27 protein-coding genes and 1 riboswitch are annotated in these 25,339 nt (G+C 65.3%); of the genes, 16 read left to right on the top strand and 11 right to left on the bottom strand.

Translation table 11 applies throughout. The features are described 5' to 3' along the window. Positions 1 to 59: 59 nt before the first annotated feature. Both DFO47_RS06855 and DFO47_RS06850 read right to left on the bottom strand, forming a co-directional pair. The gene (locus DFO47_RS06855; RefSeq protein ID WP_133831140.1) at positions 60 to 686 is read right to left on the bottom strand and encodes a response regulator transcription factor; all 627 of its coding nucleotides are present in this window, start codon (positions 684 to 686) and stop codon (positions 60 to 62) included. Then, positions 687 to 1,913, bottom strand: a complete 1,227-nt coding sequence (locus DFO47_RS06850; protein ID WP_018763111.1) for a histidine kinase — start codon at positions 1,911 to 1,913, stop codon at positions 687 to 689. A gap of 189 nt (positions 1,914 to 2,102) precedes the next feature. Between DFO47_RS06850 and DFO47_RS06845 the strand changes: the two genes are divergently transcribed. Further along, the gene (locus DFO47_RS06845) at positions 2,103 to 2,681 is read left to right on the top strand and encodes a heme-binding protein (RefSeq protein ID WP_018763112.1); all 579 of its coding nucleotides are present in this window, start codon (positions 2,103 to 2,105) and stop codon (positions 2,679 to 2,681) included. Positions 2,682 to 2,710: 29 nt separating this feature from the next. Here DFO47_RS06845 and DFO47_RS06840 read toward each other — a convergent pair whose 3' ends face one another. From DFO47_RS06840 to DFO47_RS06825, 4 genes are read right to left on the bottom strand one after another with little or no spacing between them, the layout of a single operon-like run. Continuing rightward, the gene (locus DFO47_RS06840; RefSeq protein ID WP_133831139.1) at positions 2,711 to 3,904 is read right to left on the bottom strand and encodes an acetyl-CoA acetyltransferase; all 1,194 of its coding nucleotides are present in this window, start codon (positions 3,902 to 3,904) and stop codon (positions 2,711 to 2,713) included. Beyond that, positions 3,901 to 4,572 (bottom strand): CoA transferase subunit B, encoded by a 672-nt coding sequence (locus DFO47_RS06835; RefSeq protein ID WP_018763114.1) that lies wholly within the window; start codon positions 4,570 to 4,572, stop codon positions 3,901 to 3,903. Before DFO47_RS06835 ends, DFO47_RS06840 begins: the two co-directional genes overlap by 4 nt. A 44-nt stretch (positions 4,573 to 4,616) precedes the next feature. Continuing rightward, positions 4,617 to 6,056, bottom strand: coding sequence for a TIGR00366 family protein (locus tag DFO47_RS06830; RefSeq protein ID WP_133831138.1), 1,440 nt, complete (start codon positions 6,054 to 6,056; stop codon positions 4,617 to 4,619). A gap of 35 nt (positions 6,057 to 6,091) precedes the next feature. Then, positions 6,092 to 6,823, bottom strand: coding sequence for a CoA transferase subunit A (locus tag DFO47_RS06825; RefSeq protein ID WP_018763116.1), 732 nt, complete (start codon positions 6,821 to 6,823; stop codon positions 6,092 to 6,094). A 169-nt stretch (positions 6,824 to 6,992) separates the two neighbouring features. On the opposite strand from DFO47_RS06825, the gene DFO47_RS06820 reads away from it, so the two are divergent. Further along, positions 6,993 to 7,778, top strand: a complete 786-nt coding sequence (locus DFO47_RS06820; RefSeq protein ID WP_043424350.1) for an IclR family transcriptional regulator — start codon at positions 6,993 to 6,995, stop codon at positions 7,776 to 7,778. On the opposite strand, the gene nadE is transcribed toward DFO47_RS06820, so the two are convergent. Next, positions 7,775 to 8,629 carry an ammonia-dependent NAD(+) synthetase gene (gene nadE, locus DFO47_RS06815; RefSeq protein WP_018763118.1) on the bottom strand — a complete coding sequence of 285 codons (855 nt, stop codon included), beginning with the start codon at positions 8,627 to 8,629 and terminating at the stop codon, positions 7,775 to 7,777. The two genes, DFO47_RS06820 and nadE, sit on opposite strands and share 4 nt — an antisense overlap. Positions 8,630 to 8,704: 75 nt before the next feature. Here nadE and DFO47_RS06810 point away from each other — a divergent pair, with 75 nt between their 5' ends. Both DFO47_RS06810 and pyrE read left to right on the top strand, forming a co-directional pair. Then, complete coding sequence (locus tag DFO47_RS06810) at positions 8,705 to 9,982, top strand: FAD-dependent oxidoreductase (protein ID WP_026264969.1); 1,278 nt, start codon at positions 8,705 to 8,707, stop codon at positions 9,980 to 9,982. A gap of 10 nt (positions 9,983 to 9,992) precedes the next feature. Continuing rightward, positions 9,993 to 10,577, top strand: coding sequence for an orotate phosphoribosyltransferase (pyrE, locus tag DFO47_RS06805; RefSeq protein WP_018763120.1), 585 nt, complete (start codon positions 9,993 to 9,995; stop codon positions 10,575 to 10,577). On the opposite strand, the gene DFO47_RS06800 is transcribed toward pyrE, so the two are convergent. Then, the gene (locus tag DFO47_RS06800) at positions 10,574 to 11,260 is read right to left on the bottom strand and encodes a flavin reductase (protein WP_133831137.1); all 687 of its coding nucleotides are present in this window, start codon (positions 11,258 to 11,260) and stop codon (positions 10,574 to 10,576) included. The two genes, pyrE and DFO47_RS06800, sit on opposite strands and share 4 nt — an antisense overlap. A gap of 25 nt (positions 11,261 to 11,285) precedes the next feature. Between DFO47_RS06800 and DFO47_RS06795 the strand changes: the two genes are divergently transcribed. The 4 genes from DFO47_RS06795 to DFO47_RS06780 all read left to right on the top strand — a co-directional run bounded on the left by DFO47_RS06795 (position 11,286) and on the right by DFO47_RS06780 (position 14,623). Beyond that, a complete protein-coding gene (locus DFO47_RS06795; RefSeq protein ID WP_133831136.1) occupies positions 11,286 to 11,996 on the top strand; it encodes a winged helix-turn-helix domain-containing protein in 711 nt (236 codons plus the stop codon). 62 nt (positions 11,997 to 12,058) lie between these two features. Next, positions 12,059 to 12,805, top strand: coding sequence for a GAF and ANTAR domain-containing protein (locus DFO47_RS06790; protein WP_018763123.1), 747 nt, complete (start codon positions 12,059 to 12,061; stop codon positions 12,803 to 12,805). 83 nt (positions 12,806 to 12,888) lie between these two features. Then, positions 12,889 to 13,512: a hypothetical protein gene (locus DFO47_RS06785; protein ID WP_018763124.1), complete on the top strand. Its 624-nt coding sequence runs from the start codon at positions 12,889 to 12,891 to the stop codon at positions 13,510 to 13,512. A 70-nt stretch (positions 13,513 to 13,582) separates the two neighbouring features. Then, a complete protein-coding gene (locus DFO47_RS06780) occupies positions 13,583 to 14,623 on the top strand; it encodes an alpha/beta fold hydrolase (RefSeq protein WP_018763125.1) in 1,041 nt (346 codons plus the stop codon). On the opposite strand, the gene DFO47_RS06775 is transcribed toward DFO47_RS06780, so the two are convergent. Then, complete coding sequence (locus tag DFO47_RS06775) at positions 14,620 to 15,462, bottom strand: HAD-IIA family hydrolase (RefSeq protein WP_018763126.1); 843 nt, start codon at positions 15,460 to 15,462, stop codon at positions 14,620 to 14,622. The two genes, DFO47_RS06780 and DFO47_RS06775, sit on opposite strands and share 4 nt — an antisense overlap. 58 nt (positions 15,463 to 15,520) lie before the next feature. Here DFO47_RS06775 and DFO47_RS06770 point away from each other — a divergent pair, with 58 nt between their 5' ends. From DFO47_RS06770 to DFO47_RS06760, 3 genes are all read left to right on the top strand, one after another. Continuing rightward, positions 15,521 to 16,177, top strand: a complete 657-nt coding sequence (locus DFO47_RS06770) for a TrmH family RNA methyltransferase (protein WP_243835413.1) — start codon at positions 15,521 to 15,523, stop codon at positions 16,175 to 16,177. 122 nt (positions 16,178 to 16,299) lie between these two features. After that, the gene (gene fbaA, locus DFO47_RS06765) at positions 16,300 to 17,319 is read left to right on the top strand and encodes a class II fructose-bisphosphate aldolase (RefSeq protein ID WP_109045859.1); all 1,020 of its coding nucleotides are present in this window, start codon (positions 16,300 to 16,302) and stop codon (positions 17,317 to 17,319) included. After that, entirely contained in the window at positions 17,320 to 17,739 is a 420-nt protein-coding gene (locus DFO47_RS06760) for a DUF3151 domain-containing protein (RefSeq protein WP_018763129.1), read from the top strand. Positions 17,740 to 17,821: 82 nt separating this feature from the next. On the opposite strand, the gene DFO47_RS06755 is transcribed toward DFO47_RS06760, so the two are convergent. Together DFO47_RS06755 and DFO47_RS06750 are read right to left on the bottom strand one after the other, a co-directional pair. Beyond that, positions 17,822 to 18,454 carry a uracil-DNA glycosylase gene (locus DFO47_RS06755; RefSeq protein ID WP_133831134.1) on the bottom strand — a complete coding sequence of 211 codons (633 nt, stop codon included), beginning with the start codon at positions 18,452 to 18,454 and terminating at the stop codon, positions 17,822 to 17,824. Positions 18,455 to 18,665: 211 nt separating this feature from the next. Then, positions 18,666 to 19,874 (bottom strand): cobalamin-independent methionine synthase II family protein, encoded by a 1,209-nt coding sequence (locus DFO47_RS06750; protein WP_133831133.1) that lies wholly within the window; start codon positions 19,872 to 19,874, stop codon positions 18,666 to 18,668. A 12-nt stretch (positions 19,875 to 19,886) separates the two neighbouring features. Further along, a riboswitch (SAM riboswitch) is annotated at positions 19,887 to 19,991 on the bottom strand. A gap of 255 nt (positions 19,992 to 20,246) precedes the next feature. Here DFO47_RS06750 and DFO47_RS06745 point away from each other — a divergent pair. The 5 genes from DFO47_RS06745 to DFO47_RS06725 all read left to right on the top strand — a co-directional run bounded on the left by DFO47_RS06745 (position 20,247) and on the right by DFO47_RS06725 (position 25,219). Continuing rightward, positions 20,247 to 20,954, top strand: a complete 708-nt coding sequence (locus DFO47_RS06745; RefSeq protein ID WP_133831132.1) for a SipW-dependent-type signal peptide-containing protein — start codon at positions 20,247 to 20,249, stop codon at positions 20,952 to 20,954. 8 nt (positions 20,955 to 20,962) lie between these two features. Then, on the top strand, positions 20,963 to 21,568 hold the full coding sequence (locus tag DFO47_RS06740; RefSeq protein WP_133831131.1) for a S26 family signal peptidase: 606 nt from the start codon (positions 20,963 to 20,965) through the stop codon (positions 21,566 to 21,568). 13 nt (positions 21,569 to 21,581) lie between these two features. Continuing rightward, positions 21,582 to 22,298: a hypothetical protein gene (locus tag DFO47_RS06735; protein ID WP_133831130.1), complete on the top strand. Its 717-nt coding sequence runs from the start codon at positions 21,582 to 21,584 to the stop codon at positions 22,296 to 22,298. Then, on the top strand, positions 22,295 to 23,962 hold the full coding sequence (locus DFO47_RS06730; protein WP_133831129.1) for a choice-of-anchor G family protein: 1,668 nt from the start codon (positions 22,295 to 22,297) through the stop codon (positions 23,960 to 23,962). Before DFO47_RS06735 ends, DFO47_RS06730 begins: the two co-directional genes overlap by 4 nt. A 171-nt stretch (positions 23,963 to 24,133) precedes the next feature. After that, positions 24,134 to 25,219, top strand: a complete 1,086-nt coding sequence (locus DFO47_RS06725) for a M14 family zinc carboxypeptidase (RefSeq protein ID WP_133831128.1) — start codon at positions 24,134 to 24,136, stop codon at positions 25,217 to 25,219. Positions 25,220 to 25,339 lie beyond the last annotated feature (120 nt).

Below are 25,339 nucleotides of genomic sequence, written 5' to 3'. Positions count from 1 at the left end.
CAGTCCCCAACGTACGGGGCGCGGGCCCCGGGTGCAAGGGTAGCGGCCATAATGTGCGGTTAACGCATGCCTTCCCGGCGGATGGCGGTGGCAATAGCGGCCGCCCGGGTATCCACTCCGAGCTTGGCATAGATGTGTGCCAGGTGGGTTTTCACCGTGGCTTCGGAAATGAACAGCCGCCGGCCGAGCTCGCGGTTGCTGAGGCCCTCAGTGAGCAGGCTGAGCAGCTCCGCCTCGCGGGGAGTGAGGACCTCGTCGGGGTTGCGCATCTGCTGGAACAACCTGGAGGCCACCGGCGGGCTCATCACGCTCCTGCCCTGCACCGCGCCCCGGATGGCGGCGAAGATCTCCTCCGGTGCCGCATCTTTCAACAGGTAGCCCATGGCCCCGGAATCAACAGCGCGGACAATATCCGCGTCGGAGTCGTACGTGGTGAAAACCAGGACCGCTTGCCCGGTGCCGAGGTTTCGAATCTGCCTGATGGCTTCAATACCATCCATGCCCGGGCCCATGGCAAGGTCCATCACCACCACCGCCGGGGCGTGCGAACGGGCCAGCTGCAACGCCTCTTCACCCGACGACGCCTCCGCGACGACATCCATATCAGGCTGGGTCGCAAGCAACGCACGCAGGCCGCTGCGAACCACCAGGTGGTCGTCCACCAGAAGGACCGTAATGCCGCCCATCTATGGCCCCTCCAAAGGAAGTTGCGCGGCCACGATGGTGCCCTCGCCCGGGGTGCTCTGCACCGAGAAGCTCCCGCCCAGCTGCTCCACCCGTTGCCGCATTGCTCGCAGGCCGTACCCACCCGAGGCCGACGGCGGGGCTGCCGCCGCCGGGTCAAAGCCCGCACCGTCGTCGTAAATGTCCAAGGTGACGGTGTCCTGCAGGAAACCCAACGTCAGCGCGGCCATCGAAGCCGAAGCATGCAGCGCGATGTTGGAGGAGGCACTCTGCACAACCCGCAGCAGGGCGTGCCGCACCTCCGGGGGAACGGGGCCCGGTTCGCCCGTCACCGCCAGGGTGGCCGCCGGCATGTACCGCCGGGCGGCAAGCAGCAGCGAGTCCGGCAACGGCGTCGATTCCAACCCGGGGGAGGCGAGCTCGTGGACCAGGCTCCGGGTGTCCGCCAGGTTCGCGCGGAGCAGGTCGGTGGCCTGGCGCAGACCGTCCCGGGCTGTCGCATCCGGCCACCCGCGGCCCGCTGCTTCGAGCAGGAGCAGACTGCTGGCGAGCCCTTGGGTGACGGTGTCGTGGATTTCCCGGGATACCCGGTCCCGTTCGGCGATGGTGCCGGCCCGGCGCTCACTGGCCGCGAGCTGCCCTTGGGCCAGGGAAACCTGCGCGTTCAGGCGGCGCTGCTCTGCGGCGTCGTTCTGGATCCTGTCATAGATGAGCGTCAGCATGGTCCCGACAGCCAGTGGACCCAGCAGCATGGCGATGTCGGTGCCGTTACCGAGCCGGAACAGGCCGGCGGCTGTTGCCAGGGTGATGACGGCCGCCAGGATGTAGGCGGCAGCGCCCCGCAAAGCACTCCTGCACAGGAAGAACAGGGCAAAGGAACACCACGCGAAGCTTGGCGCCGCCACCACAAGGACCGCCCACACGCCAACCAGCGCCACCACCCAGGCGACGCTGTGCCGGTCCCGAGCCGACAGCAGGGCTACGACGGCGTACAGCAGGCTGGCGGCGGCAGCGAGTCCCAGCACCAGCATGTTGTCGGCCGGTGAGTGCCGCAGAACGTACCGCACCACGGAGGCCACCAGGAGCACCGCGAAGCCAAGATGGACCGCGGCCTCGATGCCGCCCAGGCGGCCGTTCGCCGCCGGCGCACGAAGCGACCGGCGGGCGTCGGGGCCCTGGGCGGCGCCGGCCGCCGGACCTGTGGCTGGTAGGGCATCTCTGGTAGGCATGCGGGATCCGGTTCTGATGGGTGGCTCTGCACTCCATGCTAGGCGTCCCTGCCCTGGCTGCCCTCAGCCTTTTGGCTGATATGGCCGGCCTTTCGGGGTAGCCAGGAACAGCCCATCAACCGATGCCGCCGCAGGACGCGGCCGGAAGGATGGAACCCGGAAGCAGCACCCCCAACCGAAGGAAGCATTATGAAGACGTCGCACAAAGCACTCACCGCCGCAGCAGCCGCAGCGATCCTGGCCACGGCCGGAGCGACGGTGGCCGCGAACGCCGGTACCGGCGGGGCGAACGGCGCGGAAGCTCCCGCCGTCGTACCGGCCGTTGATGTCCGGCCGGCTCCGGAAACAGTGGTGCAGCAGAACCGGATCACTGCCGGAGCGTCGGCCCAGGCCGTGACTGCGGCGCTCGCCAAATGCCAGGCAGACAAGCTGCCCTTCGTCACGGTGGCCGTCGTTGACCGCTTCGGCACGGTCCAGGCTGTGCTCCGGGGAGACAACGCCGCCGCCCACACCATTGAGGCCGCCAAGCAGAAGGCCTACACGGCCGCAGCCTTCGGTGCACCCACCAGCGAACTCGCCAAGCGCGTCAATGGCAATGGTCCCTCGATCGCCGACCTGCCGGGCACGCTGTTCCTGGCAGGCGGTGTCCCGTTGAAGGTCAATGGCGTTTCTGTTGCCGGCATCGGCGTGGGCGGGGCACCTGATGGCGCCCTGGATGAAGCTTGTGCCACCGCCGGCGCCGATGCTGTTGCGGGTGCCGCGAAGTAAGCAGGACGGGGCTGCCCCCGTGCGCTATGTCAGGCAGCCTCAAGGATGCTGACGTAGTTGGCGATGCCGACGCCGCCCATGTTCTGCACCGCAGCCCTGCGCGGGGCCGCCAGCTGCATATCGCCGGCGGTCCCGGTGAGCTGCATCGCAGCAAGCACATGCTGCGAGACTCCCGTGGCGCCCACCGGATGGCCCTTGGCCTTGAGTCCGCCGGAGACGTTGACCGGCAGCTTGCCGTCCTTGTACACCCAGCCTTCCTCAAGAGCCCGGGCGCCTTCGCCGGGGGCGGTCAGGCCCATGGCTTCGTACATGAGCAGTTCCGCGATGGTGAAGCAGTCATGGACTTCGGCCAGGTCCAGGTCTTCGAGCCCGACGCCGGCCATCGCCAGGGCGCGCTGCCAGGAGGCCCGGGTGGCCTCGAACGCCGTGGGGTCGCGGCGGTCGGTGGGGAAGAAGTCGTTGGCTTGGCCGAAGCCGGCAAGCCGTACCGGAGCCGTGGCACCGCCGGTGGGGGAGACAGACAGCACGACGGCGGCTGCACCGTCCGAGACGGGGGAGCAGTCGGTGCGGCGCAGCGGGTCGGCCACCATCGGGTTCTTGTCCGAGACGGTCCGGCAGAACTCCTCGCCAAGGTCCTTGCGGAGCTGGGCGTAGGGGTTGTCCACGCCGTTGCGGTGGTTCTTCGCGGCGATGTTGCCCAGCACGTCTCCCAGGCTGCCGGCGGCGTCGTAGCGCTTGGCGTAGTGTTTTGCCACCTCGGCGAAAAGCCCGGTGAAACCTGTGGTGGACTGTCTCCCGGCCATGTCGTAGTCCGCCCCGAGAAGCGCGGCGCCCACCACGTCTGCCCCGGCGTGGGTCATCTTTTCCGCGCCAATCACCAGGACCGTTTTTGCGGTACCGGCCAGCAGCGACTTGGTGCCCTGCTGGAAGGCGGCCGAGCCGGAAGCGCACGCGTTCTCCACACGGGTGGCCGGGACGTTGGCCAGGTCCGGGGAAACCTGCAGGGCCAGTGACGAGGGGAAGGCCAGCGGCATCATGCCGGCGTTGAACTGGCCCACGTAGACCTCGTCTATCTGCGACGGTTCAACGCCCGCGGTGCTGATGGCGTCCGTGGCCACCTGGACAATCAGCGATTCGAGGGTCTCGTCCGCCAGCTTGCCAAACCTGCTGTGCCCCCAGCCGGTGATCAGGACATCCTTGCCAAACTGGTCTTTCAGGCTCACGCTGCCACTTCCTCGTTCTCAAGCCGGACATCGAAGCCGGCGTCGGTCTTTTCCCGGATCTCCTCTTCGGTGACGCCTGGCGCCAGCCGGGTCAGCGTGAGCTGCCGTCCGCCGTCGCCCGTTTTGTAAAGGTCAAACACGGCGAGGTCGCTGATGATCCGGTCCACGCAGCTGAGCCCCGTCAGCGGGAGGGTGCATTGGCTGACGATCTTGGCGCTGCCGTCCTTGGCGTTGTGTTCGGTCAGGACCACCACGCGCGGTGTTCCGGCCACCAGGTCCATGGCGCCGCCCATGCCTTTGACCATCTTGCCCGGGATGGTCCAGTTGGCCAGGTCACCATCGCCGGAGACCTGCATGGCGCCCAGGATCGCCACCTTGACATGGCCCCCGCGGATCATGCCGAACGAAGTGGCGGAATCGAAGATGCTGCCGCCGGGCAACACCGTGACGGTCTGCTTGCCGGCGTTGATCAGGTCCGCGTCCTCTTCGCCCTCGAACGGGAACGGCCCCATGCCCAGCAGCCCGTTCTCGCTCTGCAGCACCACCCGCACGCCCTCGGGCAGGTTGTTGGCCACCAGTGTGGGGATGCCGATCCCCAGGTTGACGTAGTCGCCGTCATTCAGTTCCCCGGCCGCAATCGCAGCCATTTCATCCCTGGTCCAGGCCATGGCGAAACTCCTTTTTCCTTCTCGCAGTATTCGGGTGTCTGTAGTCAGTTGGGTATTACCGGCGGCACGAATTCGAATGTCATTCCCAGCAGCCAGGCCAACAGCAGCACAACCGGCAGGTGGAACAGGAACTGCTGGAACGTGAAGCCCACCAGGTCCCGGGCGCGCAGGCCCAAGACGGCCAGCAGCGGCAGCATGAAGAACGGGTTGATGAGGTTGGGCAGGGCCTCGGCCATGTTGTAGATCTGCACAGTCCAGCCAAGGTTCATGTTTACGTCCGTCGCGGATTGCATGACGTAGGGTGCCTCGACCAGCCACTTGCCTCCGCCGGAAGGGACGAACATCCCCAGGAAGGCCGTGTAAAGGGCGATGATGACCGCGAACGCCCCGTTGCCGCCGATGCTGGTGAAGAAATGGGCCAGATGCTCCGACACCGAGAGGCCGCCCGCGCCCGTCGCCTTGGTGAGGATGGCCGCCATCGCCGCATAGAGCGGGAACTGGACCAAAATGCCTGCGGTTGCGGGCACGGCCTTGGTCACGGACTGGAGGAATTTGCGCGGGGTTCCGTGCAGCACAAGCCCCAGCATCAGGAAGACCAGCAGGTAGCCGTTCAGTGAACTGACCACGCTCAGGATGGGCAGGGTCAGGAGCTGGGACACCAGCCAGCCGAGGGTGAGCACCCCCGCCAGGATAGGCAGGACCCTGCTGTATTCGAGCCACTCGCCGGGGCGCGACTTTTCGGCCGGCGGTTCGGGCTGGTCATCAAGGTCGACGCCGAGGTCGGCCGCGGTTTTGACGGCGCCGCCCGTGGGGGCGGAGAAGTGGGCAATGACGGTGGTCAGCACCATCAGGATGACCAGGGTCAGCAGGGACTGCCAGGTGAAGATGGTGGTGCCGAAGTCCAGGACGCCGGTGATCTTCAGGAGCGCCGGCGGAATGGAAGCCTTGGTTGCCTGGAGCTGGGCCGCGGAGGAGGACATCCCCAGCGCCCAGACTGCGCCCAGCCCCATGAACGCCGCCGCGCCGAGGGCCCGGTAGTCGACGTGAAGGTCCCCCCGGCGGGCCACGGCACGCGCCAGGAGGCCGCCGAAGATCAGGCTCAAACCCCAGTTCACGAACGACACCGACATGGACATCACGGCAACAAAGCTGACGGCGGTCCGCGCGGAGCCGGGAACCTGGGCCAGGCGTTCAATCAGCCGGGCCACAGGGGGCGAGGTTGCCACGACGTAACCGGTCAGGACAACCATTGACATCTGGAGGGTGAAAGCGGTCAGGTCCCAGAATCCGTTGCCGAAGGAATCCACCACGGCCTTGGGCGAAGCGCCTGCCGCCAACGCTGCGACGGCGACGAGCAGCACCCCGGCCAAGGCGAAGATGTACGCGTCAGGGAACCATTTCTGTGTCCATCCGGCCAGCCTCTCCGCCATCCGGGCCAGGCCTTTCTGGCGGATATCGAGGTCATCGGGTTGCGTGGTAGTCATAAGGTGGTGCTCTCCTTTGAGTTCCCGGCCACGGCTCAGACGGCCAGCGCTTCGGCGCCGGCAGCCACAGTGCGCTGGCGTACCGTCCGCTGCTCGATGTCCTTTACCCGGGCCGTGGCCTGGACCAACCGCTGGACAAAGACCCCGGGGGTGACGATGTGGTTCGGGTCCAGTTCGCCGGGGGAGACGATGACCTCCGCTTCGGCGATGGTGAGGACCGCTGCGGTGGCCACCACCGGGTTGAAGTTCCGGGCAGTGAAACGGTAGGTGAGGTTGCCGTCCGTGTCCGCGGTGTGCGCGTGGACCAGTGCGACGTCGGCCTTGATGGCGCGCTCCTGGACGAAAGTCTCGCCGTCGAACACCTCGTGCGGCTTGCCCTCGGCCACCAGGGTGCCCACGCCTGTTTTGGTGTAGAACGCCGGAATGCCGGCGCCGGCGGCGCGGAGGCGTTCCGCCAGTGTTCCCTGCGGGGTGAACTCAACCTCGAGTTTCCCTGCGAGGTACTGCTCCGCGAAGAGCTTGTTCTCGCCAACGTAGGAGGCGATGACCTTGCGGACCTGGCCGGCTTCGATCAGGATGCCCAGGCCCTTGCCGTCCACGCCCATGTTGTTCGAGACGACGGTGAGGTCCTTGACGCCGGAGTCGCGCACGGCTTCGATCAGGTCAGCGGGGATGCCGCTGAGGCCAAAGCCGCCCACGGCGAGGGTCATCCCGTCCCGCAGCGCGCCCGCCAGGGCTGCGATGGCAGAAGGCTGGAGTTTTTTCATGACGTCTCCTCGTTGAGAGCAGTAAACGTCCACTTAGTGGACGCAGGATCTGCTTCCGGAGACTACGGGCGGCTCATTGAACCTGTCAAGGACACAATGCCAAGGAATTACAGTGTGGACGATATGCTCAAACGTATCCATATTGTGGACATTAGGAGGGTTTGTGACCATGACGCCGGTGCAGGGCGCCCAGGTGGTGACGCGGATTGCCGGGCTGCTGCGGCTGGTAGGTCGAAGCGCGGAGGGCATGCCGCTGGCCGGGCTGGTGCGCGAATCAGGACTCACCCGCCCCACGGTCCACCGACTCCTTTCGTCCCTTGCCGCTGAAGGCCTGCTGGACCACGATCCCACCACCGGCAACTGGGTGCTCGGCCCGGAGGTGCTGCTCATGGGGTCCGTGGCCGCGGCACGCTTTCCGATGGAGGACATTGCCCGCCCCAGCCTTCGACGACTTGCCGAGGCCACGGGGGAGAGCGCCTTCTTTTCGATCCGGCGCGGCGCTGAGACGGTCTGCCTGCTGCGCGAGGAAGGAAGTTTCCCCGTGCGTTCCTTCGTCCTGCACGAGGGCGTGCGGTTCCCGCTGGGTGTTGCGTCGGCCGGCACGGCCATCCTGGCCTTCCTGCCGGAAAGCGAGCAGGAGGAACTGCTGGACCGGTGGACTGACCACGCGGGGGCATTCGCGGCAAACCACACCGCCGCCTTGGTCCGGAAAAACCTTGCCCGCACACGGCTGGCCGGATACTCGGTAAACCCCGGGCTGGTCCTGGAGGGAAGCTGGGGGATGGGTGCGGCGGTGTTCGACCGATCCGGCAAGCCGGCCTGGGCTTTGTCGTTGACCGGCATCGAGCCGCGCTTCAAACCCGAACGGCAGGAGGAACTTGGTGGCCTGCTGATGGCGGAGGCGCACCGGATTACGCAGCAGCTGGGCGGCGCGGACAGGCGGCGTACCCGCTAGAGTCCGGCGCGGGGCTCCTCCGGGCCCTGGTCCTTCCACCAGGTGTCAAAGATGGTCACCGGAACCGTGCGCTTGTGCCGGGTGCGGAGGAACTTCTGTTCGATCGATTCGGCCACTGTTTCCGGAACGTCGCGGCCTTCGAGGTAGTCGTCGATCTGGTCGTAGCTGATGCCGAGTTCGTCTTCGTCAGTACGGCCAGGACGGTCATCGAGGAGGTCGGCGGTGGGCACCTTCTCCCAGATGCGGGCCGGCGCTCCCAGTTCGGCCAACAGGGCCCTGTTCTGCCGCTTGTTGAGGCCGAACAGGGGCAGGATGTCCGCGCCGCCGTCGCCGTACTTGGTGAAGAAGCCGGTCACGGATTCGGCGCCGTGGTCTGTGCCGATCACCAGGTAGTTGAATTCCCCAGCCAGTGCGTACTGGGCGATCATGCGGGTGCGGGCCTTCGTGTTGCCCTTGTGGAAATCGGAAATCTCCGAGCCCACCGTTTTTTCGAACTCGTCCTCGAAACCGTCAACCGCAGCGGAGATGTTGAAGGTCCACTCGGTCTTGGCCTTGATGAAGTCCAGGGCTGCCTGCGCGTCATCCTCATCATGCTGCACGCCGTACGGCAGCCGTACAGCCACGAAGTTCGCTTCCACGCCCTCGGCCTGGAGTTCCTCCACCGCCAGCTGCGCAAGGCGCCCGGCCAAGGAGGAATCCAGCCCGCCGGAAATGCCCAGGACGAAGCCCTTGGTATGCGTTGCCTTCAGGTATTCCTTCAGGAATGTGACGCGCTTGCGCACCTCCCCTGCGGGGTCGATCCGGGGCAGAACGCCCATTTCTTCAATGATCTTGGCCTGGAGTTCGCGCATGTGGTCCAGCCTAGCCAGCGCTGTCAACAACCCTCAACTGTTCCGGACGCGCGGCGCCCGGCGTAGCGTAACTGCATGGAACGGACGGGGTGTGCAGTGGTGGGCGGCGGCCCGGCGGGAATGATGCTCGGACTGTTGCTGGCCAGGGCCGGGGTGGACGTGGTTGTCCTGGAAAAACACGGCGATTTCCTGCGGGATTTCCGCGGCGACACGGTGCATGCTTCCACGATCCGGCTGATGGACGAGCTGGGCCTTGGCCCCGGATTCCGTGCCCTGCCGCAGAGCCGCCTGCAAAATGTGGCATTCCCGGTGCCGGGCGCCGGCCTGGTTACCCTGGCTGACTTCGACTCCTTGAAACCCCCGTACAACTATGTGGCCATGATGCCGCAGTGGGACTTCCTGGATTTCCTTGCATCCGCCGCCAAGGCTGAACCGACATTCACCCTCCTGATGGAATGCGAAGCCACGGGATTGGAGTTCGACGACGGCGGACGCGTCACCGCGGTGCGCTACCGGTCCGCCGGCGATACCGCGGCCGGCGGGGAGCAGGTGCTTCACGCCGACGTGGTGGTGGCGGCTGATGGCCGGCAGTCGGTGCTGCGCCGGGCCGCGGGGTTGTCCCCTAAGGAGTATCCGGTGCCGTTTGATGTGTGGTGGTTCAAACTTCCGCGCCGGACGCCAGGAAGGACTGGGGCGGCCGGGGTGGTCCCGGCCATAGGTGACCGGGAAGCGATGATTGCACTGAACCGCACTGACTATTACCAGATGGGCTACCTCGCCCCGAAGGGTGCGGACGCCAGGATCCGGGCCGAAGGTGTGGAGCGGTTCCGCCGGCGTGTGGCCGCACTCCGACCCGACCTGGCGGACAGTGTCGGTTCGATCAGCAGCGTGGAAGACCTGCACTGGCTCGATGTCAGGCTGAACCGCCTGCGCCGGTGGTATGCCGGCGGTTTCCTCTGCATCGGGGATGCCGCGCATGCCATGTCCCCGGCCGGGGGCGTAGGAATCAACCTGGCCATCCAGGACGCGGTGGCAGCGGCGAAGCGGCTGGCGCCGGACCTGCGCCGCGGACAGGTGCGCACCGCCACCCTTGCTGCGGTCCAGCGCCGCCGCTGGATGCCCACCGTGGTGGTGCAAACCGTGCAGCGGATCATGCACCGGGCCGTGTTCGTTCCGTTGTTCGCCGGGAAATTTCCTTCAGCCGATGCAGCCGGAAACACGTCCAGGCTCCGCCAGGCGCTGCTGTTCGCTATCAGGCACAACCCGGTCTTGAGGCGGATCCTGCCCCGGGTCATCGCTTTCGGTCCGCTTCCGGAGCACGCGCCAGGCTTTGCCCGCCCGCTCACCCACTAAACTGGAGCCCATGACTTCGCCCACTCACGCTGCGCCTGACGCTGCCGCTGCCCGCGCCCGACTGCTCGAACTGATCAAGGAACTCGCCGTTGTCCGCGGCAAGGTGATTCTTTCCAGCGGGGCCGAGGCCGACTACTACATCGACCTGCGCAGGATCACCCTGCACCACGAAGCCTCCAAGCTGGTGGGCCAGGTGATGTTGGCCCTGGCTGACGACGCCGGGATCGACTTTGAGTGCGCAGGCGGGCTCACCATGGGCGCAGACCCGGTCGGTACCGCGGTGATGCACGCCGCGGTTGACGCAGGCCGGTCCGTTGACGCTTTCGTGGTCCGCAAAGCCCAGAAGTCTTACGGCATGGGCCGCCAGGTGGAGGGTCCGTCCGTCGAAGGTCGGAAGGTGCTGGTCCTGGAGGATACGTCCACCACCGGAGGATCGGCGCTGACGGCAGTGGAAGGCGTGCGGAAGGCTGGCGGGAACGTAGTGGCCGTTGCCGTCATCGTTGACCGCGACACCGGCGCCAAGGAGAAGATCGAGGCCGAAACGGGTGTTCCCTACCTGTTCGCGTTTGGCAAGGACGAGCTTGGCCTTGCCTAGTACCCGGTAAGGGCGGCGGCAGGGCGCTGCCCTGGGCGTCCGGCCGGCTCCGGCAGCCGCTGCTCCGCCCTGGTGTTGGATCCAAAGTGGTGGCCCTGCCCGAAATAGTGGCGGAACGTATAGAACAGCGGTTGCCATGCGCCGACGTCCACATGTCGTGCGTCGAGGGCAAGGTCCTCCCTGACGTGGACTTTGCGCACCCGGACGTGCACGGCCTCCATATCCGTGTCCAGGGCCAGACTGTTTTCCAGCGTTGCCTCAATGTGGACGGGGCATTCGGCGATCCGGAGCGGCGAAACTTCAATGCTCGGAAGGCTGGTCCAGCCGGTAAGGGCCCATTTGTCGGGTACGTACCGGTACAGCCGCTTCTTCTGGGGCGGTAACGGGTCCATTCCAGTAGTCATGGCAATCTGCTCTATTTTCCCGGCCAGACGCGCCTCCGGAAGGTTGAGTACAACTTCGCGGCTCCGCATCAAATTCGCGTGGCCCTGGTTGGCGGTGCCGAGCCCCAGGACGTAGTGGTCCCCCAGGGACCATGCAGAGGATATGGGTGTGATGTTCGTGCTGCCATCGGGGTTCGCGGTGGTCAAAAGGACAACGAGGGAGCCAAAGTAGTGGGCGCCCGGGGTGATGGCGGTGAACATGCCCCAATAGTCGCCCCTCAACAGTTTGGTGCCGGTCAAACCATCTCCGTGGAACTATTGGAGCATGGCACCACTCTGGGCAGATGACTTGGCTTTGACGGCACGGGCCATGGCTGAGGAGTCGAGGGCCAGGATGCTGATCTCCCTCATGGACGCGCGGGCATGGACCGCGGCGGAACTGGCGGAGAGCGCCGGCATCACCCGCGGGACCGCCACGGTGCACCTTAACAAACTCACCGACGCGGGGTTGGTCGAGGACGTCCGCCAGGGGCGGCACAGGTATGTGAGGCTGAAGAACCGGAACGTGGCCGACGCGGTGGAGGCGCTGGTCCGGCTGAGCCCGCATGCAGAACCCGTGGTGCCCCGGTCCTTCCGGGCTCAGAAACATAACCATGAACTGCAACAGGGCCGGACCTGTTACCGCCACCTGGCCGGGGCCCTCGGAGTTGCAGTGACCCGGACCTGGCTGGACAAAGGGCTCCTCTCATCCGACTGGACGGTTACTGGCAACGGCCGGGCCTGGGCCCGCGACGTTGGGATGCCGTTACCGGAGAACCCCACCCGTGCGCTGGCACGGCCATGCCTGGACTGGACCGAACGGGTAGACCACGCGGCCGGACTTTTTGCCGAACTGTTCGCAGCAGGCGCGCTGGACCGGGGCTGGTTGATCCGTGGCTCGCACCCGCGCTCCGTCCGACTGACCACCTTCGGCTCCGAAGAATTGCGTCGGTTCGGACTGGGGTCCGCACTTGGTCAGGGCCAGCGGGTGACCTAATATTTGCCTTATCACCCTTCAGTTGCTTGGAGACCCTACACTTGCCCACCCAAGAACAACCTTTGAGCGCTACCGACAAGGTCCAGAACCTGATTCTGGACAGCGCTGACTTTGAGGACTTCCTCAACGAGCTTGCGCGGTTTTCCGCGCACCAGATGGCAGGCGACGGCGACGACGCCCTGTGCGGAATCACACTGCTCCGTGACCGGAAGGCAGCCACGATCGGCTGGAGCAGTGACTCGGCCCGGGAAGTGGATGAAATCCAGTACTCCCTGTCCCAAGGGCCGTGCCTTACCGCGGCAAAGGACGAACGTGAGGTCTATGTTCCGGACCTTTTCGAGGAGGACAGGTGGGGGCCGGACTACGCCAACGCTGTTGCGTCCCACGGGCTGCGTTCGGTGCTTTCCCTGCCCTTCAACCTGCAGGGCGAGGCCAAGGCTGCCTTGAACCTCTATTCCGACGTCCCGCACAAGTTCGATGGCGGGGCGGCTGCCCGTGCGCGGGACTTCACAAGGGAGATTTCGCAGGCACTGCGCCTCGCGGTCAGGTTCTCACTGCATGCGGACAGCGCCTCAAATCTCCGCGCGACCCTGGAATCGCGGACCATCATCGACATCGCCATTGGCATTGTCATGGCGCAAAACCGCTGCAGCCAGGCGGCCGCCGTCGAAATCCTCACGGAGGCGTCCAGCAACAGCAACACCAAGCTGCGCGACATCGCCAGGTCGCTGGTGGATTCCGTCGGCGGGGCAGGCGCGCACACCCACTACCAGGAGCCGGGAAGCGTCAGGCCGGGCCAGAGCGCCTGAGGGACGGCTTGTGCGGGGCTCCCGGTGGAGGTTACGCTTGCGGAGGTTGAGCCGTCGGCCATAGAACCTCTTTTGGAGTACCTATGGACCGCGCGCTTGACGCACTAGTTGACCTCGATGTCTCAGCTGACATCGTCCGGATTGAAGTCCGGGGAACCCTTCGCCACGACACCCGTGCGGAACTCGTCCACATCATTCGACGCGTCCGGCGGATGGGCCTGCGTTGCCGCATTTGTGTTGATCTTTCGCAGGCTGCCCTCATCGAATCATCGGCGCTCGCCGGGTTGCGCGCCGACCTGAACGCCATGGACACCAACTCCCTGCCAGGCCTTCCCTCCGCCGGGGTGACCCTCCAGCTTGTCACCGCCAGTTACGACCGCAATGCCGACGGCCCGTCGACCACCCAACCGCTCCTCATGGACGACGATGTCACGGAGTTGTTCACCGGCGGCGGTGATTTTGCCGAGGGACTCCCTCAGTTGCCGGTGATTTTCTTCGAAGTACTCTACGGCCGCCCGCTGACGGAGTACTCGGACGAAGAACTGCTCCACGCCAGCGATTCCGTCTTCGCCCTGCTGGATAACCCGCAGGCGTTCGACGGCGCGGACCTGCTGGGCCGCTACAACGACATCGGCCTGGAAATCGCCCGCCGGCAGCAAAAACCCCAGGCTCCGTTCCCCGCCACGGAGGGCCAGGCGGCCAGCTGACCGCCGCGTCGCGGAATGGTTACATACCGGTCCTTGCGGCGTTTACTTCAGGTGTGCTTACGGTAGGGGTGTGCCGTATGAGGGGGAGACAGGTCCGCAACACCGGCGCGGGGTCCCCCAGGCCCGGCTGCTGGCGGAGGCGGCTGCCCTTAAGCGCTTTTCCCGCCGGACGTTCCTCGCCGGTGCCGGGGCCTCCGGGTTGCTCGCTGCGGACATGCTGCTGACCCGTGAAGTGCAATCGCAGCGCCAAACCACAAAGATCCTGCCCGTTGCGGATGATTTCGCCGATGCCTATTACCCGGACGCCTGCTGGTTCCTCTTCCCCGGGTACAAAACCAGCTGGGAAGAGGCCCAGTGGATCCTCAACACCCTCCGTGGCTCGCTGAACAAGCGCGCCCGGCTCGCCGCCGTCGGGTACTCTAACCTGGGCCTGGATGTCACTGACGTGGTCCGCGCGATCTCCGAGTACGTCGCGGTGGAGAAAATCACCAAACTGTTCTTCTACGGGCACAGCTTCGGCGGCATGCTGGCCACCCAGGTGGCCGCCCGGCTCCTTGCCGTGGCAGGCATCCAGGTGCAGTTCATCCTGCTGGACTCGAGCCCCTACAGTGCGCATGACGTCCTGGACCAGAGCTGGTTCGACGGCGTGGTGTTCCTGTACGAGCGCGGTTTCAGGTTCCCGTCCACCCTCCGCGGCGGCTACGAACTGGGGGAGCGGATCATCCACAAGGACGAACGGAGCTGGCGCCAGATCCTGGACCAGACGCTCGAACAGCTTTCGCCGATAGCCCCCTCCAGTGTGCTCATCCAGACCGAGTCGGCGTACATCTACCACTTCGAGGGCGGCCAGTTCGCGGGCCAGCTTGGAACGGCCAAGATGGCCTATGTCGGCAACCCGAAGGACCAGACCGTCGACTACGAAACGGCCTCGGAGACCTGGGCCGTGGCTTTCAAGGACAACATGGTCTCCAGTGGCCTGCAAACCATCGGGGCCGCGCCGGCCCACGCCAGCCCCGGCTGGAACCCGCAAATCTACCGGCCCCTCCTGACGGAGCTGCTGGATGAATACTTCCCCTTGCCCCGGGGCGGCTCCCGGGTGAGTATCTTCTAGATCTGGTTCTTCAGGTCCGCCACGGAGTTCAGCACCTGGTTGGGCCGGAACGGGTAGGCCGCAATATCGTCCTTGTGCGTGATGCCGCTGAGCACCAGCACCGTGTGCAGGCCCGCCTCCATGCCGGCGATGATGTCCGTGTCCATCCGGTCACCGATCATGGCGGTGGTTTCGGAGTGCGCGTCGATCTGGTTCATGGCAGAACGGAACATCATGGGGTTCGGCTTGCCCACAATGTACGGCTCGCGGCCGGTGGCCTTGGTGATCAGGGCGGCAATGGCGCCGGTAGCGGGCATGGGGCCGTCCTTGGACGGGCCGGTGGCATCCGGGTTGGTGGCGATGAACCGCGCCCCGCCCAGGATCAGCCGGATGGCCATGGTGATGGCCTCGAAGGAGTACGTCCGCGTCTCGCCGAGCACTACGAAGTCCGGATCCTGGTCGGTGAGGATGAAGCCCGCCTCGTGCAGCGCCGTCGTCAGACCCGCCTCGCCGATGGTGTAGGCGCGATTTCCGGATTCCGAGCCGCGCACCTGGTCCTTCAGGAACTGGGCCGTGGCCAGCGCCGAGGTCCAGATATTTTCCTCCGGGATCTCCAAACCGGAGGAGCGCAGGCGGGCAGCGAGGTCGCGCGGGGTGAAGATCGAATTGTTGGTCAGCACCAGGAACCGCTTGGATGTATCCACCCAGCGCTGGATCAACTCGGCAGCGCCCGGAATAGGCTGGTTCTCGTGGACCAGGACGCCGTCCATGTCCGTCAGCCAGCATTCAATTTCCTGGCCGCTGCGGTAAACCGCGGGGTTTCCTGCTGCCTGGACTTCTTCTGCCACGTCTACCTCCACCGGTGATGAATGCTCCAGTGGTCCAGTCTAGTGTTGAAGGGTGAATCAAACGCCCGGGATGACCGACGAACCCAACCACGAGCCCGGGGACGCCGAACCCGCCAATGCCGAGGTCGGCGTCGGGCCCTGGGAAGGCGAATGGCCGGAAGGCGACCACTGGGACCCTGACCTCCTGGCGGACGGGGACCGGCGCAACGTGCTGGACAAGTACCGCTACTGGAAACACGAGGCGATTGTTGCGGAGCTGGACTCGCGGCGGCACAACTTCCACGTGGCCATCGAAAACTGGCAGCACGACCTCAACATCGGCACGGTGGTGCGCACCGCCAACGCCTTCCTGGCCAAAGAGGTCCACATCATCGGCCGACGGCGGTGGAACCGGCGCGGTGCCATGGTCACCGACCGCTACCAGCACGTACGCCACCACCCCACCGTGGCGGATTTCGTCCAGTGGGCGAACGGGGAGGGGCTCGCCATCATCGGGATCGACATCTTCCCGGACTCCGTCCCGCTGGAGACCTACGAGCTGCCCCGGGACTGCGTGCTGGTGTTCGGACAGGAAGGCCCGGGCCTGACGCTGGAGGTCCACGAGGCAGCCGTCGCCACCCTGTCCATCGAGCAGTTTGGCTCCACCCGGTCCATTAACGCCGCCTCCGCAGCCGCCATCGCCATGCACGCCTGGGTCCGCAGGCACGTCTTCGGCCAGCAGGTCTGAGTATTACCAACCCGTGACCCGAAACACCCGGCCTGCCCGGGAATGGCTAGGATGGTGCCTAGCCGTAAGCGGTCTACTTGAGGGTCATCCACCCACAGACGAAACTCAGCAGAGGAGCCAGCATGCCCATTGCAACCCCAGAGATCTACGCCGAGATGATCGACCGCGCGAAGGCGGGCGGATTCGCCTTCCCCGCCGTCAACGTCACGTCCTCGCAGACGCTGAACGCGGCACTGCGAGGCTTCGCGGAGGCGGAGTCCGACGGCATCGTGCAGGTCTCCACCGGCGGCGCCGCCTACTGGTCCGGCGCGTCCACCAAGGACATGGTTGCCGGCTCCCTGGGTTTCGCAGCCTTCGCCCGCGAAGTTGCCAAGAACTACAACGTCAACATCGCCCTGCACACGGACCACTGCCCCAAGGACAAGCTGGACGGCTTTGTCCTGCCGCTGCTTGAGGCTTCCGAGGCCGAGGTCAAGGCCGGCCGCAACCCGCTCTTCAACTCCCACATGTGGGACGGCTCCGCCGAAACCCTGCAGGAGAACCTGCGCATTGCCCGCGACCTGCTCCAGCGCACGGCTGCCGCAAAGATGATCCTCGAGGTGGAGATCGGCACGGTCGGCGGCGAGGAAGACGGCGTCGAAAACGCCATCAACGACAAGCTCTACACCACGGTCGAGGACGCCCTGGCCACCATCGACGCCCTGGGCGCCGGCGAAAACGGCCGCTACATCACCGCACTGACCTTCGGCAACGTCCACGGCGTGTACAAGCCCGGCGGCGTCAAGCTGCGCCCGGAGATCCTCAAGGACATCCAGGCCCAGGTGGGCGCGAAGATCGGCAAGGACAACCCGTTCGACCTCGTGTTCCACGGCGGCTCCGGATCCTCGGACCAGGAAATCGCCGACGCCGTCTCCTACGGCGTGATCAAGATGAACATCGACACCGACACCCAGTACGCCTACACCCGCCCGGTGGCCGACCACATGTTCAAGAACTACGACGGCGTCCTGAAGGTCGATGGCGAAGTGGGCAACAAGAAGACCTACGACCCCCGCGTCTGGGGCGCTTCCGCCGAAGCCGGCCTGGCGGCCCGCGTGGTGGAAGCCACCAAGCAGCTCGGTTCGGCCGGAAAGACGTTCTAGATGTCGGATGAGTTCCGCAAGAACCTGATGGGACCTGAGCCCACGCTCCTGCCCGCCGAGACCGAGGTCAATGCGCAGCTGGAAGCCGGGCACGAGGCGCTGGACCTGGTGGAAAAGCACCCCACGTCCTCACTGTTGTGGGCGATCCTGGCTGAGGAAGCGTGGACCGAGGGCCGGACCATCGACTCCTACGCGTACGCCCGGGTGGGCTACCACCGCGGACTGGACGCGCTGCGCCGCAACGGTTGGCGCGGCGTCGGGCCCATCCCGTGGGAGCACGAGCCAAACCGCGGGTTCCTCCGTGCGCTCTACTCGCTGGGCAGGGCTTCGTCGGCGATTGGGGAAGCGGACGAGCCCGAGCGGATCGAGAAGTTCCTGAACGACTCCGATCCCGCGGCGAAGGCAGCCATCGAGGGCTAGATACGAATAATTACGACGACGGCAGGTCACCTTCCCAGCGAAGGTGACCTGCCGTCGGCGGTGGTTGAGCCGCGTCGAAACCCTAGGCGTGGTGGGCGATGCCGGTGCGTGCCATGGCATCGGCGTACGCCGTGTGCATGTCCGCGAGGAACTCCTCCTGGCGGGCCGGTGAACCTGCGAAGGCGCGGCCACTCAGGGAGCGGACCTTGTAGGTCTTGAGGCCGCGGCGCCACAGCAGCGGGACTTCGGTCTTCAGCAGCAGGTTGGCCAGGCGGTTTGCCTCCGTGCCGTGCGCCACGATCACGGAGGCGCGGGGGACCAGGGCGAGGAACTTCAGCAGCGGCTTCAAACCTGCCTGCACCTGGTCCGGGGTGAATTTTCCGTTGGCCTCCCCCGGGACGTGCCACGGGTGGACGTTCCAGGGCATCACGAATTCCGGGCGCAGGCCCAGCTTCCACTGGATGCCCAGCATGCGGGTCGCGGCGTCCTGGTCACCGGCAGTGATGAAACCGGACTGGTCCATCTCGCCAATATTGGAGTACAGGCTGATGATGCGGCATTCCTCAACATCGTGCATGGGGTCCACGTAGGGCACCACGGTTCCGGGCTTCGCTTCCTGCAGGGAATCGCACAGCTCGTTGACAGCGGCAACGCTGGGCTCGTAACGGCGGCTCATGAGCTGTTCGTGGAATGTTTCGGGGGCCAGTGCGGTCATGAAGGGCTGGTTCTCCTGCGGGGATTGATGTTGCGTCCACCGCCGAAAATGGGCGCACGGTGGCGCAGCTCATCAACGGTGGTTAGTTGGGGTGGGCCGATTCCGGGTCGGCCTTTGCCAGTTTACCAAGCCCGGGGAAACGAAACGCCGGTCCAGCGCACCTGATTCATGGCGCAGTGGACCGGCGGTCATTCCCGGAAGGGGCGGATGACTACCAGAGGCGCTTGGTGGCGCGGCGGGCGCCCTCGCCAAGAGCCTCCAGCTTGGCGAAGGCGATCTGCGGATGCACCCGGCCGCCCAGGCCGCAGTCGGTGGACGCGATGACGTTCTCGCGTCCCACCAGCTTGGCGAAGCGGACAATCCGGTCCGCCACCAGGTCCGGGTGCTCCACCACATTGGTGGCGTGGGAGACGACGCCGGGGATGATGACTTTGCCCTCAGGAAGGGTGGTGTCTTCCCAAACACGCCATTCGTGCTCGTGGCGGACATTGGCCGCCTCGAAGGAGTACGCGCCGGCGTTGACCTGCAGCACTGAGCCGATAATGTCCGCGAAGGGGATATCCGTTGTGTGCGGACCATGCCAGGAGCCCCAGCAAACGTGCAGCCGGACCTGTTCCTGCGGAAGGTCCCGCAAGGCCCAGTTGGTGGCCTCGACGCGCAGCTGGATGAACTTCAGGTAGTCCTCCAGGGACGGCTCCGGGTTGATCTGGTCCCAGCTCTCGGCCAGGGACGGATCGTCGAGCTGGACCGTCAGGCCGGCGTCGATGATGGCTTTGTATTCCTCGCGCATCGCATCGGCGCAGGCGTAGACGAGCTCCTCATCGTTCTTGTAGTACTCATTGGCGACGCGGGCGCAGGAACCGGGGGAGAGGGACGCCACGAATCCTTCGCTGAGGCCTGCCGCGGCGAGCCCGGTCTTCAGGTTCTTGATGTCCGAGGCCACCAGGTCATGGCCGGTATATGTCAGGGGCCCGGCGATCTTGGGTTGGGACACGCTCTTCCGGTGCGCCAAGATCCCGGAGGAGGGATCGCTGTACGCCTCATTGAACGCCTGCCGGTCCCGCCGGTCGGGGAAGGACGTCAGGACAACGTTTCCGGGGGACGACCGCCGGACTTCGGCTTCAGCCCACCGGTCCACGGTGGTCGGCTCCAGGCCGCCGAGCCGGGCGAAGGAGTAGTTCCACCAGGCCCCGTAGTCTACGGAGTTGGACATCGTATGCCCGTACTCGCCGTCGTTGGGGATATCGATGCCCAGGTCCTTCTGGCACTGGACCACGCCCACAACGGAGTCTTCCAGGAGCTCCAGGAACGCCGGCGTGATCCCGTCGGATTCCTTTGCGGTGTTGGCTGCGATGAGTTCATCGGTGCGAGGCAGGGACCCGGCGTGGGTGGCGCGAATATGGTCGGTGTTGAGGGGCATGCTGGAATCTTCCTTCCATCGGTCCTGGCAGTAGCACCTTCGGCCGGCAGCTTTCCTGCCGGACCGTGGTTGCTGCGGCGTCATTGAGCCAGGTCTCTCAGCCGCTCCGGATGGTCCACTCTTACCTAAAGCGACAGCGTGGCGGCGGGGCAAATCGGTTTCATATTGTGGCGCGGCAGCGTCAGTCGGAGCTCGTCCGCACGATTCCGCCGAGAGAAAGCGGTACTTGATAACATTTAATACACCGACTTGACTTTAATTAGTAAGTGATGGTGATCTAGAAACATCGGTCTTTTGGGGGAAATACCGATAATCCCCCATACCCGTGTCCCGGTCTTACCGTTCGGGGTTTAATAATAATTTGGGGGAATCATGGTTGGATCAGCCAGCGCTAAGCCGCGCTCGCAAAAGGCTAATAAAGTCCGCGCTATTCTTGCCGGCGGCCTTGTCTTGGGGATCGGCGCGGCCTTCACTCTCGCGGCGTGGACGGACAACGAGTGGGTCTTCGGCCAGAGCGACAACGGCGGTGGCCCGGGGACCAAGGTGTACCAGATGCAGCAAAACACGTGGACAGGCACCGGTGGAACAGCAGCATGGAGTGACCAGCCGGACCGGAACGGCGGGGCGTTGACCTTCAGCGTCAATGCGGACAACCTGGTGCCGGGCAGCACCGTTTACGCACCGATGCAGCTGCGGGCGGTGGCCGGATCCGAAGCCCTGGTAGCCAGCTTGACCGAGGCGGAGCAGTCCCTTCCCATAGACGGGGTCACCAACACGTCCCAGCTCTATTCGGCACTGAGATACGAAGCCAAGCAGGGTGTGCCGAGTTCGTCATGCAACGCTGCAGGATTCGGTCCCGTGCAGAACGCAAATATTATTCCTGCGGGCTCAACCCTCAACACCATCTCTGTCCCCGGAGCCGCGACCAATATCAGCCTGCCCAGGGGTGACAACGCCACCCCTGGCACCGCGGTGGATATCTGCTTCGCTCTGACCCTTCCCACGGATGCCCCGTCATCCCTGCAGGGGCAGAAGACCGTCCCGCTCTGGAAGTTCTCAAGCACAGTGGGCCTGCCATAACCCCTCCGATGAGGCAGACAGCGTCCCGGCGCAAGCCCGGGTTGGCGTCCGATCCCCGGGCCCGGCCGGCTGCCCTCCGTGTGGCCAGGGGATTCCGCGAAGCTTTGCTCACCGTCGTTGCCCTGTTGGGGCTGGCGTGCATCCTTGTCCTGGTCCTGGGCTTCTTCTTCAAGGCGTCCTTCGTCGTCTTCCGTACGGGATCGATGGAGCCGCTCTATCCAGTCGGTGCGCTGTCCCTGACCGTGCAGGTCACCGCCAAGGATCTCGTCCCGGGCGACGTCGTGTCGGTCCGCCGGGAGGCGGCGACCGCCCTGGTGACCCACCGCGTGGTGGCAGTTTACCCGCCCAGTGTGGAGGGGGCCACAGCGTCGCTAAGGCTCCGCGGCGACGCCAACACTTCGGATGATCCGTTGCCCTACGAGGTGGCCACGGCGCAGAAGGTGCTCTTCACGGTTCCCGGGTTGGGAACCTGGATCATGGCCTCCCGGGGGCCGGAGTTCCTGGGCGCGGCAACCCTGGCGGTGGCAGCACTGGTCACGTGGGCCTACTGGCCGCGGCGCCGGGCCGCGGTCCAGGCAGAGATCTGCGCCACCGGGGCGAAACCACAACAGTAAGGTCGTAGATGACATGGCGGGACCCAGCACCAGGGACGTCGTACGGGCCGCGGGGGTTGTCGCGGTTTTGCTGGTGGGCGCTGCGCCTGGCGCAGCCGTGGCGGACGAGCAGCTGATTCCGGTACCGGAGACGGGGGCGGCCGGCTTCCTGTCGCTTTCCTCGTCGGTCTATCCACTGACACTGCCGGTGCTGTCAGCGGGGGAATCGTTCAGTTGGCAAATAGGCATTTCGCTGGACCAGCCCAGCGGCGAGTCCACCCTGCAGGTCACCGCCGACGGTGAGATCGCCGGTACGGACACCTACGTTGTGTCCGTGGACGAATGCGATGTCCCGTGGCAGGGAAGCAGCGGCTTGGGCGGGGACCTGCGTTGCCCCATCGGCTCCACGCCGCGGATAGCGCCGGTAACGCTCGTTGAACATCGCCAGGATGTGCTGGTTCCCTTGCGTGATCTGCGCATCGGATCCTCGCCCTACCTTCGATTTGTCTTGTCCCGGCCCGCGGATTCGCAGGACCCGCCGGACACCGCGCTGACGCTGGGTATTGGGGTCACCGCTGCCGGGAACGACCACGCCGTGGTCCCGTCCGGCCAGCGGCCGCCCGCACCGTTGGCCAATACCGGGGCAGCGGTAGTGCAGGGGCTGTTGGCCGGCGGCGGCCTGTTGCTCCTCGGCGCAGCGGTGGTGGCTGCAGTCCGCCGGAACATGACCCGGAGGGGGGAGGCATCGTGAAGACCGCGCGCGAGAACCTGCTGCGACGCGGGGCAAGGAACCCACTGACATCCGTTGCCATAGCGGCAGCGGCCGCAGTCTCCCTGGTGGCGACCACCACCGTCACCACGGCGGCATGGGTGGACAACGAATGGGCCGGCGGTTCTGTCGGCGTTGGTTCCCCGGGGGACTGTTCCACCAACACCCTTTTCAGCGGCCAGGCGTCCGCAACCCAGCTTTCCGGCAGGGTACTAGGAACGGACCTCAATTCCATCGCGGGAGTTGAAGGCCTCACCGTCACCAACGCCGGCGGCGCAGCGTCGCCGCAGCCGCTGTCGGCTACTCCGGTGACGGGGATTCCGGACGCCTTTATCAGCAAGCTGCCTGTCCCGGCCCTGGGGACCAACCCTGTGACCGTGGGCCTGGGCCTCGGCGTTCCGGTAGGAGGCCTGGGCACGTACACGCAGTGGGCGCAGGCGCAGGACAGTGGACAAGCCCGCGCCGCCGCCGGACTGGTCACCGACCAGTCCGGGGCTGTGGACGTGGGCGGAACGGCCACCGGAGCTGCCACCGCACCCCAGTCGGCCACCGTCAGGCTGGACAATCTTGTTCCTGCGTCACTGGCCGGAGTGTCACTGGACGTAGGTGCTGTGGCGTCGTCCGCGTCCGTCCAGGGATGCGACCTGGTCAACGGATGGCCTACGCTGGCGGCAAACCCTGCCGTCACGCGGGAGTACGGTGTCGCCAGCCTGAACCTGGGCACGAATGTGCCTGCTGCCGAATCAATCATTAGCACCACGAACGCCGCGCTCGGCAGCATGCCCACACCGCAGGTCCTGCAGCAAAACCTCATCAGTGCACTGGGTCAAGCCGTTCAGAACGCGCTGGCGCCTCTGGGCCTGGTTAAGACCACCACATCAGCCGACGTGGGAGCCGTGAATCTCGATGAAGTCCGGAAGGTGCTTACCCAACCCCAGGCACGAGGTGCTGTCACTCTCAACCTTGGCGCGGGCCGCCTCAACGTGGATCTGGCCAAGCTTCCGGGAAAGGATCCGCTCGCTAACGGGCGGGACCCTAACACGCCGGTGTTCCTGACGGAGGCGGACATAACGCAATTGCAGGCGGACGCGCGGGCTCTGCTGGCACAGATCACCACGCACCTGCGGACGGCTGTTGATGCCGTGATCGCGTCTGCGACTGTCACGGCGAGCGTTGAGGTCCCGCTCACTGGCGTTTCGTTGGGCAGCACCAGGATTGAGATCGCCGGAAGCGTGGGGCAATTCAGGGCAGGGACCGTTCAACCAACCGTCATTCCCTTGGGGCTAAACCTAAGCTCACCGTTGACGTCACTGCTGGTGAACGGGGTTGTGTCTGCCGTCACCAACTCCGTTGCGGTGCCACTGGACACGGTGGTGTCCAACCTGGAGGCAACGCTGGCCCCAATCGTCGCAGGCGCGCTTACCGATGCCGGAACTGTCGTGACGGCGTTCGGCTCCCTTGTTTCCATCCACGTCAACGTCCAGCCTGACAAGCCGTGGCAGGGCGTAAAACCAGGCGACGTCTCAGCGCGAGCCGGTGAATATAAAGTTTCTGCCGTCCGCGTTGGCCTGATTAATCAGCCCGGACTATTGACCCTTTACCTGGGTACTTCTGCCGCCGGACCGGTTAGTTATCGATCGTCATAATTTTCTACTCCAGCACGAGGAACTTTTTCGACTTTCCAACCGTTATTGGCGTTGGTGTGCGGTACGTTCCAGCATTAAATGCAAGCTGTCAAATTAATTGACAGAATTTCACATTATTGCTTGTATTTTGTCACAGCCCGCGATGGGGGACATGGCGGCTGGAACCACTCAATGCACTCGAAAGAGGTACCGCACGTGAAAAAATCCCTGGCTGCTTTCAAGGCCCTTACGGCAGCAGGCGCCCTGTCGCTCGCTGTCGTCGCCGCACCCGCGCCGGCCCTGGCAGTTGGCGAAGGCCCCAACTACGGCGGCAACGGCCAGATCACCACAAGCAAGCTGGCTACGTACAGTCAGATGGTCTCCTTCCTTAAGGACCAGGACGCCAAGCAACCGGCCATGGAGCTGGAAGTGATCGGCCAGACGGTCAAGGGCCGCGATATCCACCTGGTCAAATACATCTCTGACCCGGCCAAGCCCACCATCCTCTACCTGACCCAGCAGCATGGCAACGAACAGCTCACCACCGAGGGCGCCATGGAGTTCATCAAGCACCTGGGCACGGGCAAGTCGTCCGGCATCCTGGACGGCGTCAATATCCTGATCGTGCCCATGCTCAATGCCGACGGCGCCATGGGGGACGTAAACTTCCCGCTGGACAACTACCTCGCCAAGGGAGACCGCAACCTGACCCGGTACAACGCCGAGGGAGTCGACCTCAACCGGGACCACGTGGCCAAGGTCCAGCCGGAGACCCAGGCCCTGCACAGCAACGTGATGCGCAAGTACCGCGTCGATTACATGATCGACCTGCACCACCAGGGCACCCGCGCTGAACGCGACGGCAAGCTGGTGTCCGGGTCAATCCTGTACCCCACCACCCCGAACGCCGATCCCGCCGTCGTCGAGAAATCCAAGCGGCTTGGTGCCGTGGTTTTCAACAACGTGGACTCCACCGGCTGGGGCCACCTGGGCAAGTACCAGGGCGGCAGTGCGGAGACCATCAGCCGCAACGGCATATCCGTGGAATACGGCATTGCCACCCTGCTTTTCGAGATGCGCGGCATGTCGGACCACTACTTGGACGGCTACGCGCTGGGGCAGCGGAGCAACGGCTACCTGATCAAGCAGACGGTCACCACCCTGACCTCCACCGCCGCGGCGATCGCGGACGGTTCCATTGCCGACGCCGACACCTCCTTCTGGGACACTCTCGCCGAACAGACGTCCCGGCCGGCCGGGGAAGCCGAGGACGAGTAAGGGACCAGGCCCGCCGCAGTCCCTTGCGGGGCCGCGGCGGGCCCATCGAGTGGACAAAGTGCCTGATCCGCTAAACTTGGGTGGTAAGAGCCCCGGAACTCTTGCATCGCTGAGCCGCCC

Source organism: Arthrobacter sp. AG258, from assembly GCF_004364695.1.
GTDB lineage: Bacteria > Actinomycetota > Actinomycetes > Actinomycetales > Micrococcaceae > Arthrobacter.
This window is presented reverse-complemented; position numbering and strand designations above follow the sequence as displayed.

Excerpts from the sequence above, each read along its gene's own strand:
- DFO47_RS06855 (WP_133831140.1), bottom strand. The coding sequence starts at position 686 with ATGGGCGGCATTACGGTCCTTCTGGTGGACGACCACCTGGTGGTTCGC.
- DFO47_RS06850 (WP_018763111.1), bottom strand. The coding sequence starts at position 1,913 with ATGCCTACCAGAGATGCCCTACCAGCCACAGGTCCGGCGGCCGGCGCC.
- DFO47_RS06845 (WP_018763112.1), top strand. The coding sequence starts at position 2,103 with ATGAAGACGTCGCACAAAGCACTCACCGCCGCAGCAGCCGCAGCGATC.
- DFO47_RS06835 (WP_018763114.1), bottom strand. The coding sequence starts at position 4,572 with ATGGCCTGGACCAGGGATGAAATGGCTGCGATTGCGGCCGGGGAACTG.
- DFO47_RS06830 (WP_133831138.1), bottom strand. The coding sequence starts at position 6,056 with ATGACTACCACGCAACCCGATGACCTCGATATCCGCCAGAAAGGCCTG.
- DFO47_RS06825 (WP_018763116.1), bottom strand. The coding sequence starts at position 6,823 with ATGAAAAAACTCCAGCCTTCTGCCATCGCAGCCCTGGCGGGCGCGCTG.
- DFO47_RS06820 (WP_043424350.1), top strand. The coding sequence starts at position 6,993 with ATGACGCCGGTGCAGGGCGCCCAGGTGGTGACGCGGATTGCCGGGCTG.
- nadE (WP_018763118.1), bottom strand. The coding sequence starts at position 8,629 with ATGCGCGAACTCCAGGCCAAGATCATTGAAGAAATGGGCGTTCTGCCC.
- DFO47_RS06810 (WP_026264969.1), top strand. The coding sequence starts at position 8,705 with ATGGAACGGACGGGGTGTGCAGTGGTGGGCGGCGGCCCGGCGGGAATG.
- pyrE (WP_018763120.1), top strand. The coding sequence starts at position 9,993 with ATGACTTCGCCCACTCACGCTGCGCCTGACGCTGCCGCTGCCCGCGCC.
- DFO47_RS06795 (WP_133831136.1), top strand. The coding sequence starts at position 11,286 with ATGGCACCACTCTGGGCAGATGACTTGGCTTTGACGGCACGGGCCATG.
- DFO47_RS06785 (WP_018763124.1), top strand. The coding sequence starts at position 12,889 with ATGGACCGCGCGCTTGACGCACTAGTTGACCTCGATGTCTCAGCTGAC.
- DFO47_RS06770 (WP_243835413.1), top strand. The coding sequence starts at position 15,521 with ATGACCGACGAACCCAACCACGAGCCCGGGGACGCCGAACCCGCCAAT.
- fbaA (WP_109045859.1), top strand. The coding sequence starts at position 16,300 with ATGCCCATTGCAACCCCAGAGATCTACGCCGAGATGATCGACCGCGCG.
- DFO47_RS06760 (WP_018763129.1), top strand. The coding sequence starts at position 17,320 with ATGTCGGATGAGTTCCGCAAGAACCTGATGGGACCTGAGCCCACGCTC.
- DFO47_RS06755 (WP_133831134.1), bottom strand. The coding sequence starts at position 18,454 with ATGACCGCACTGGCCCCCGAAACATTCCACGAACAGCTCATGAGCCGC.
- DFO47_RS06750 (WP_133831133.1), bottom strand. The coding sequence starts at position 19,874 with ATGCCCCTCAACACCGACCATATTCGCGCCACCCACGCCGGGTCCCTG.
- DFO47_RS06745 (WP_133831132.1), top strand. The coding sequence starts at position 20,247 with ATGGTTGGATCAGCCAGCGCTAAGCCGCGCTCGCAAAAGGCTAATAAA.
- DFO47_RS06740 (WP_133831131.1), top strand. The coding sequence starts at position 20,963 with ATGAGGCAGACAGCGTCCCGGCGCAAGCCCGGGTTGGCGTCCGATCCC.
- DFO47_RS06735 (WP_133831130.1), top strand. The coding sequence starts at position 21,582 with ATGGCGGGACCCAGCACCAGGGACGTCGTACGGGCCGCGGGGGTTGTC.
- DFO47_RS06725 (WP_133831128.1), top strand. The coding sequence starts at position 24,134 with ATGCACTCGAAAGAGGTACCGCACGTGAAAAAATCCCTGGCTGCTTTC.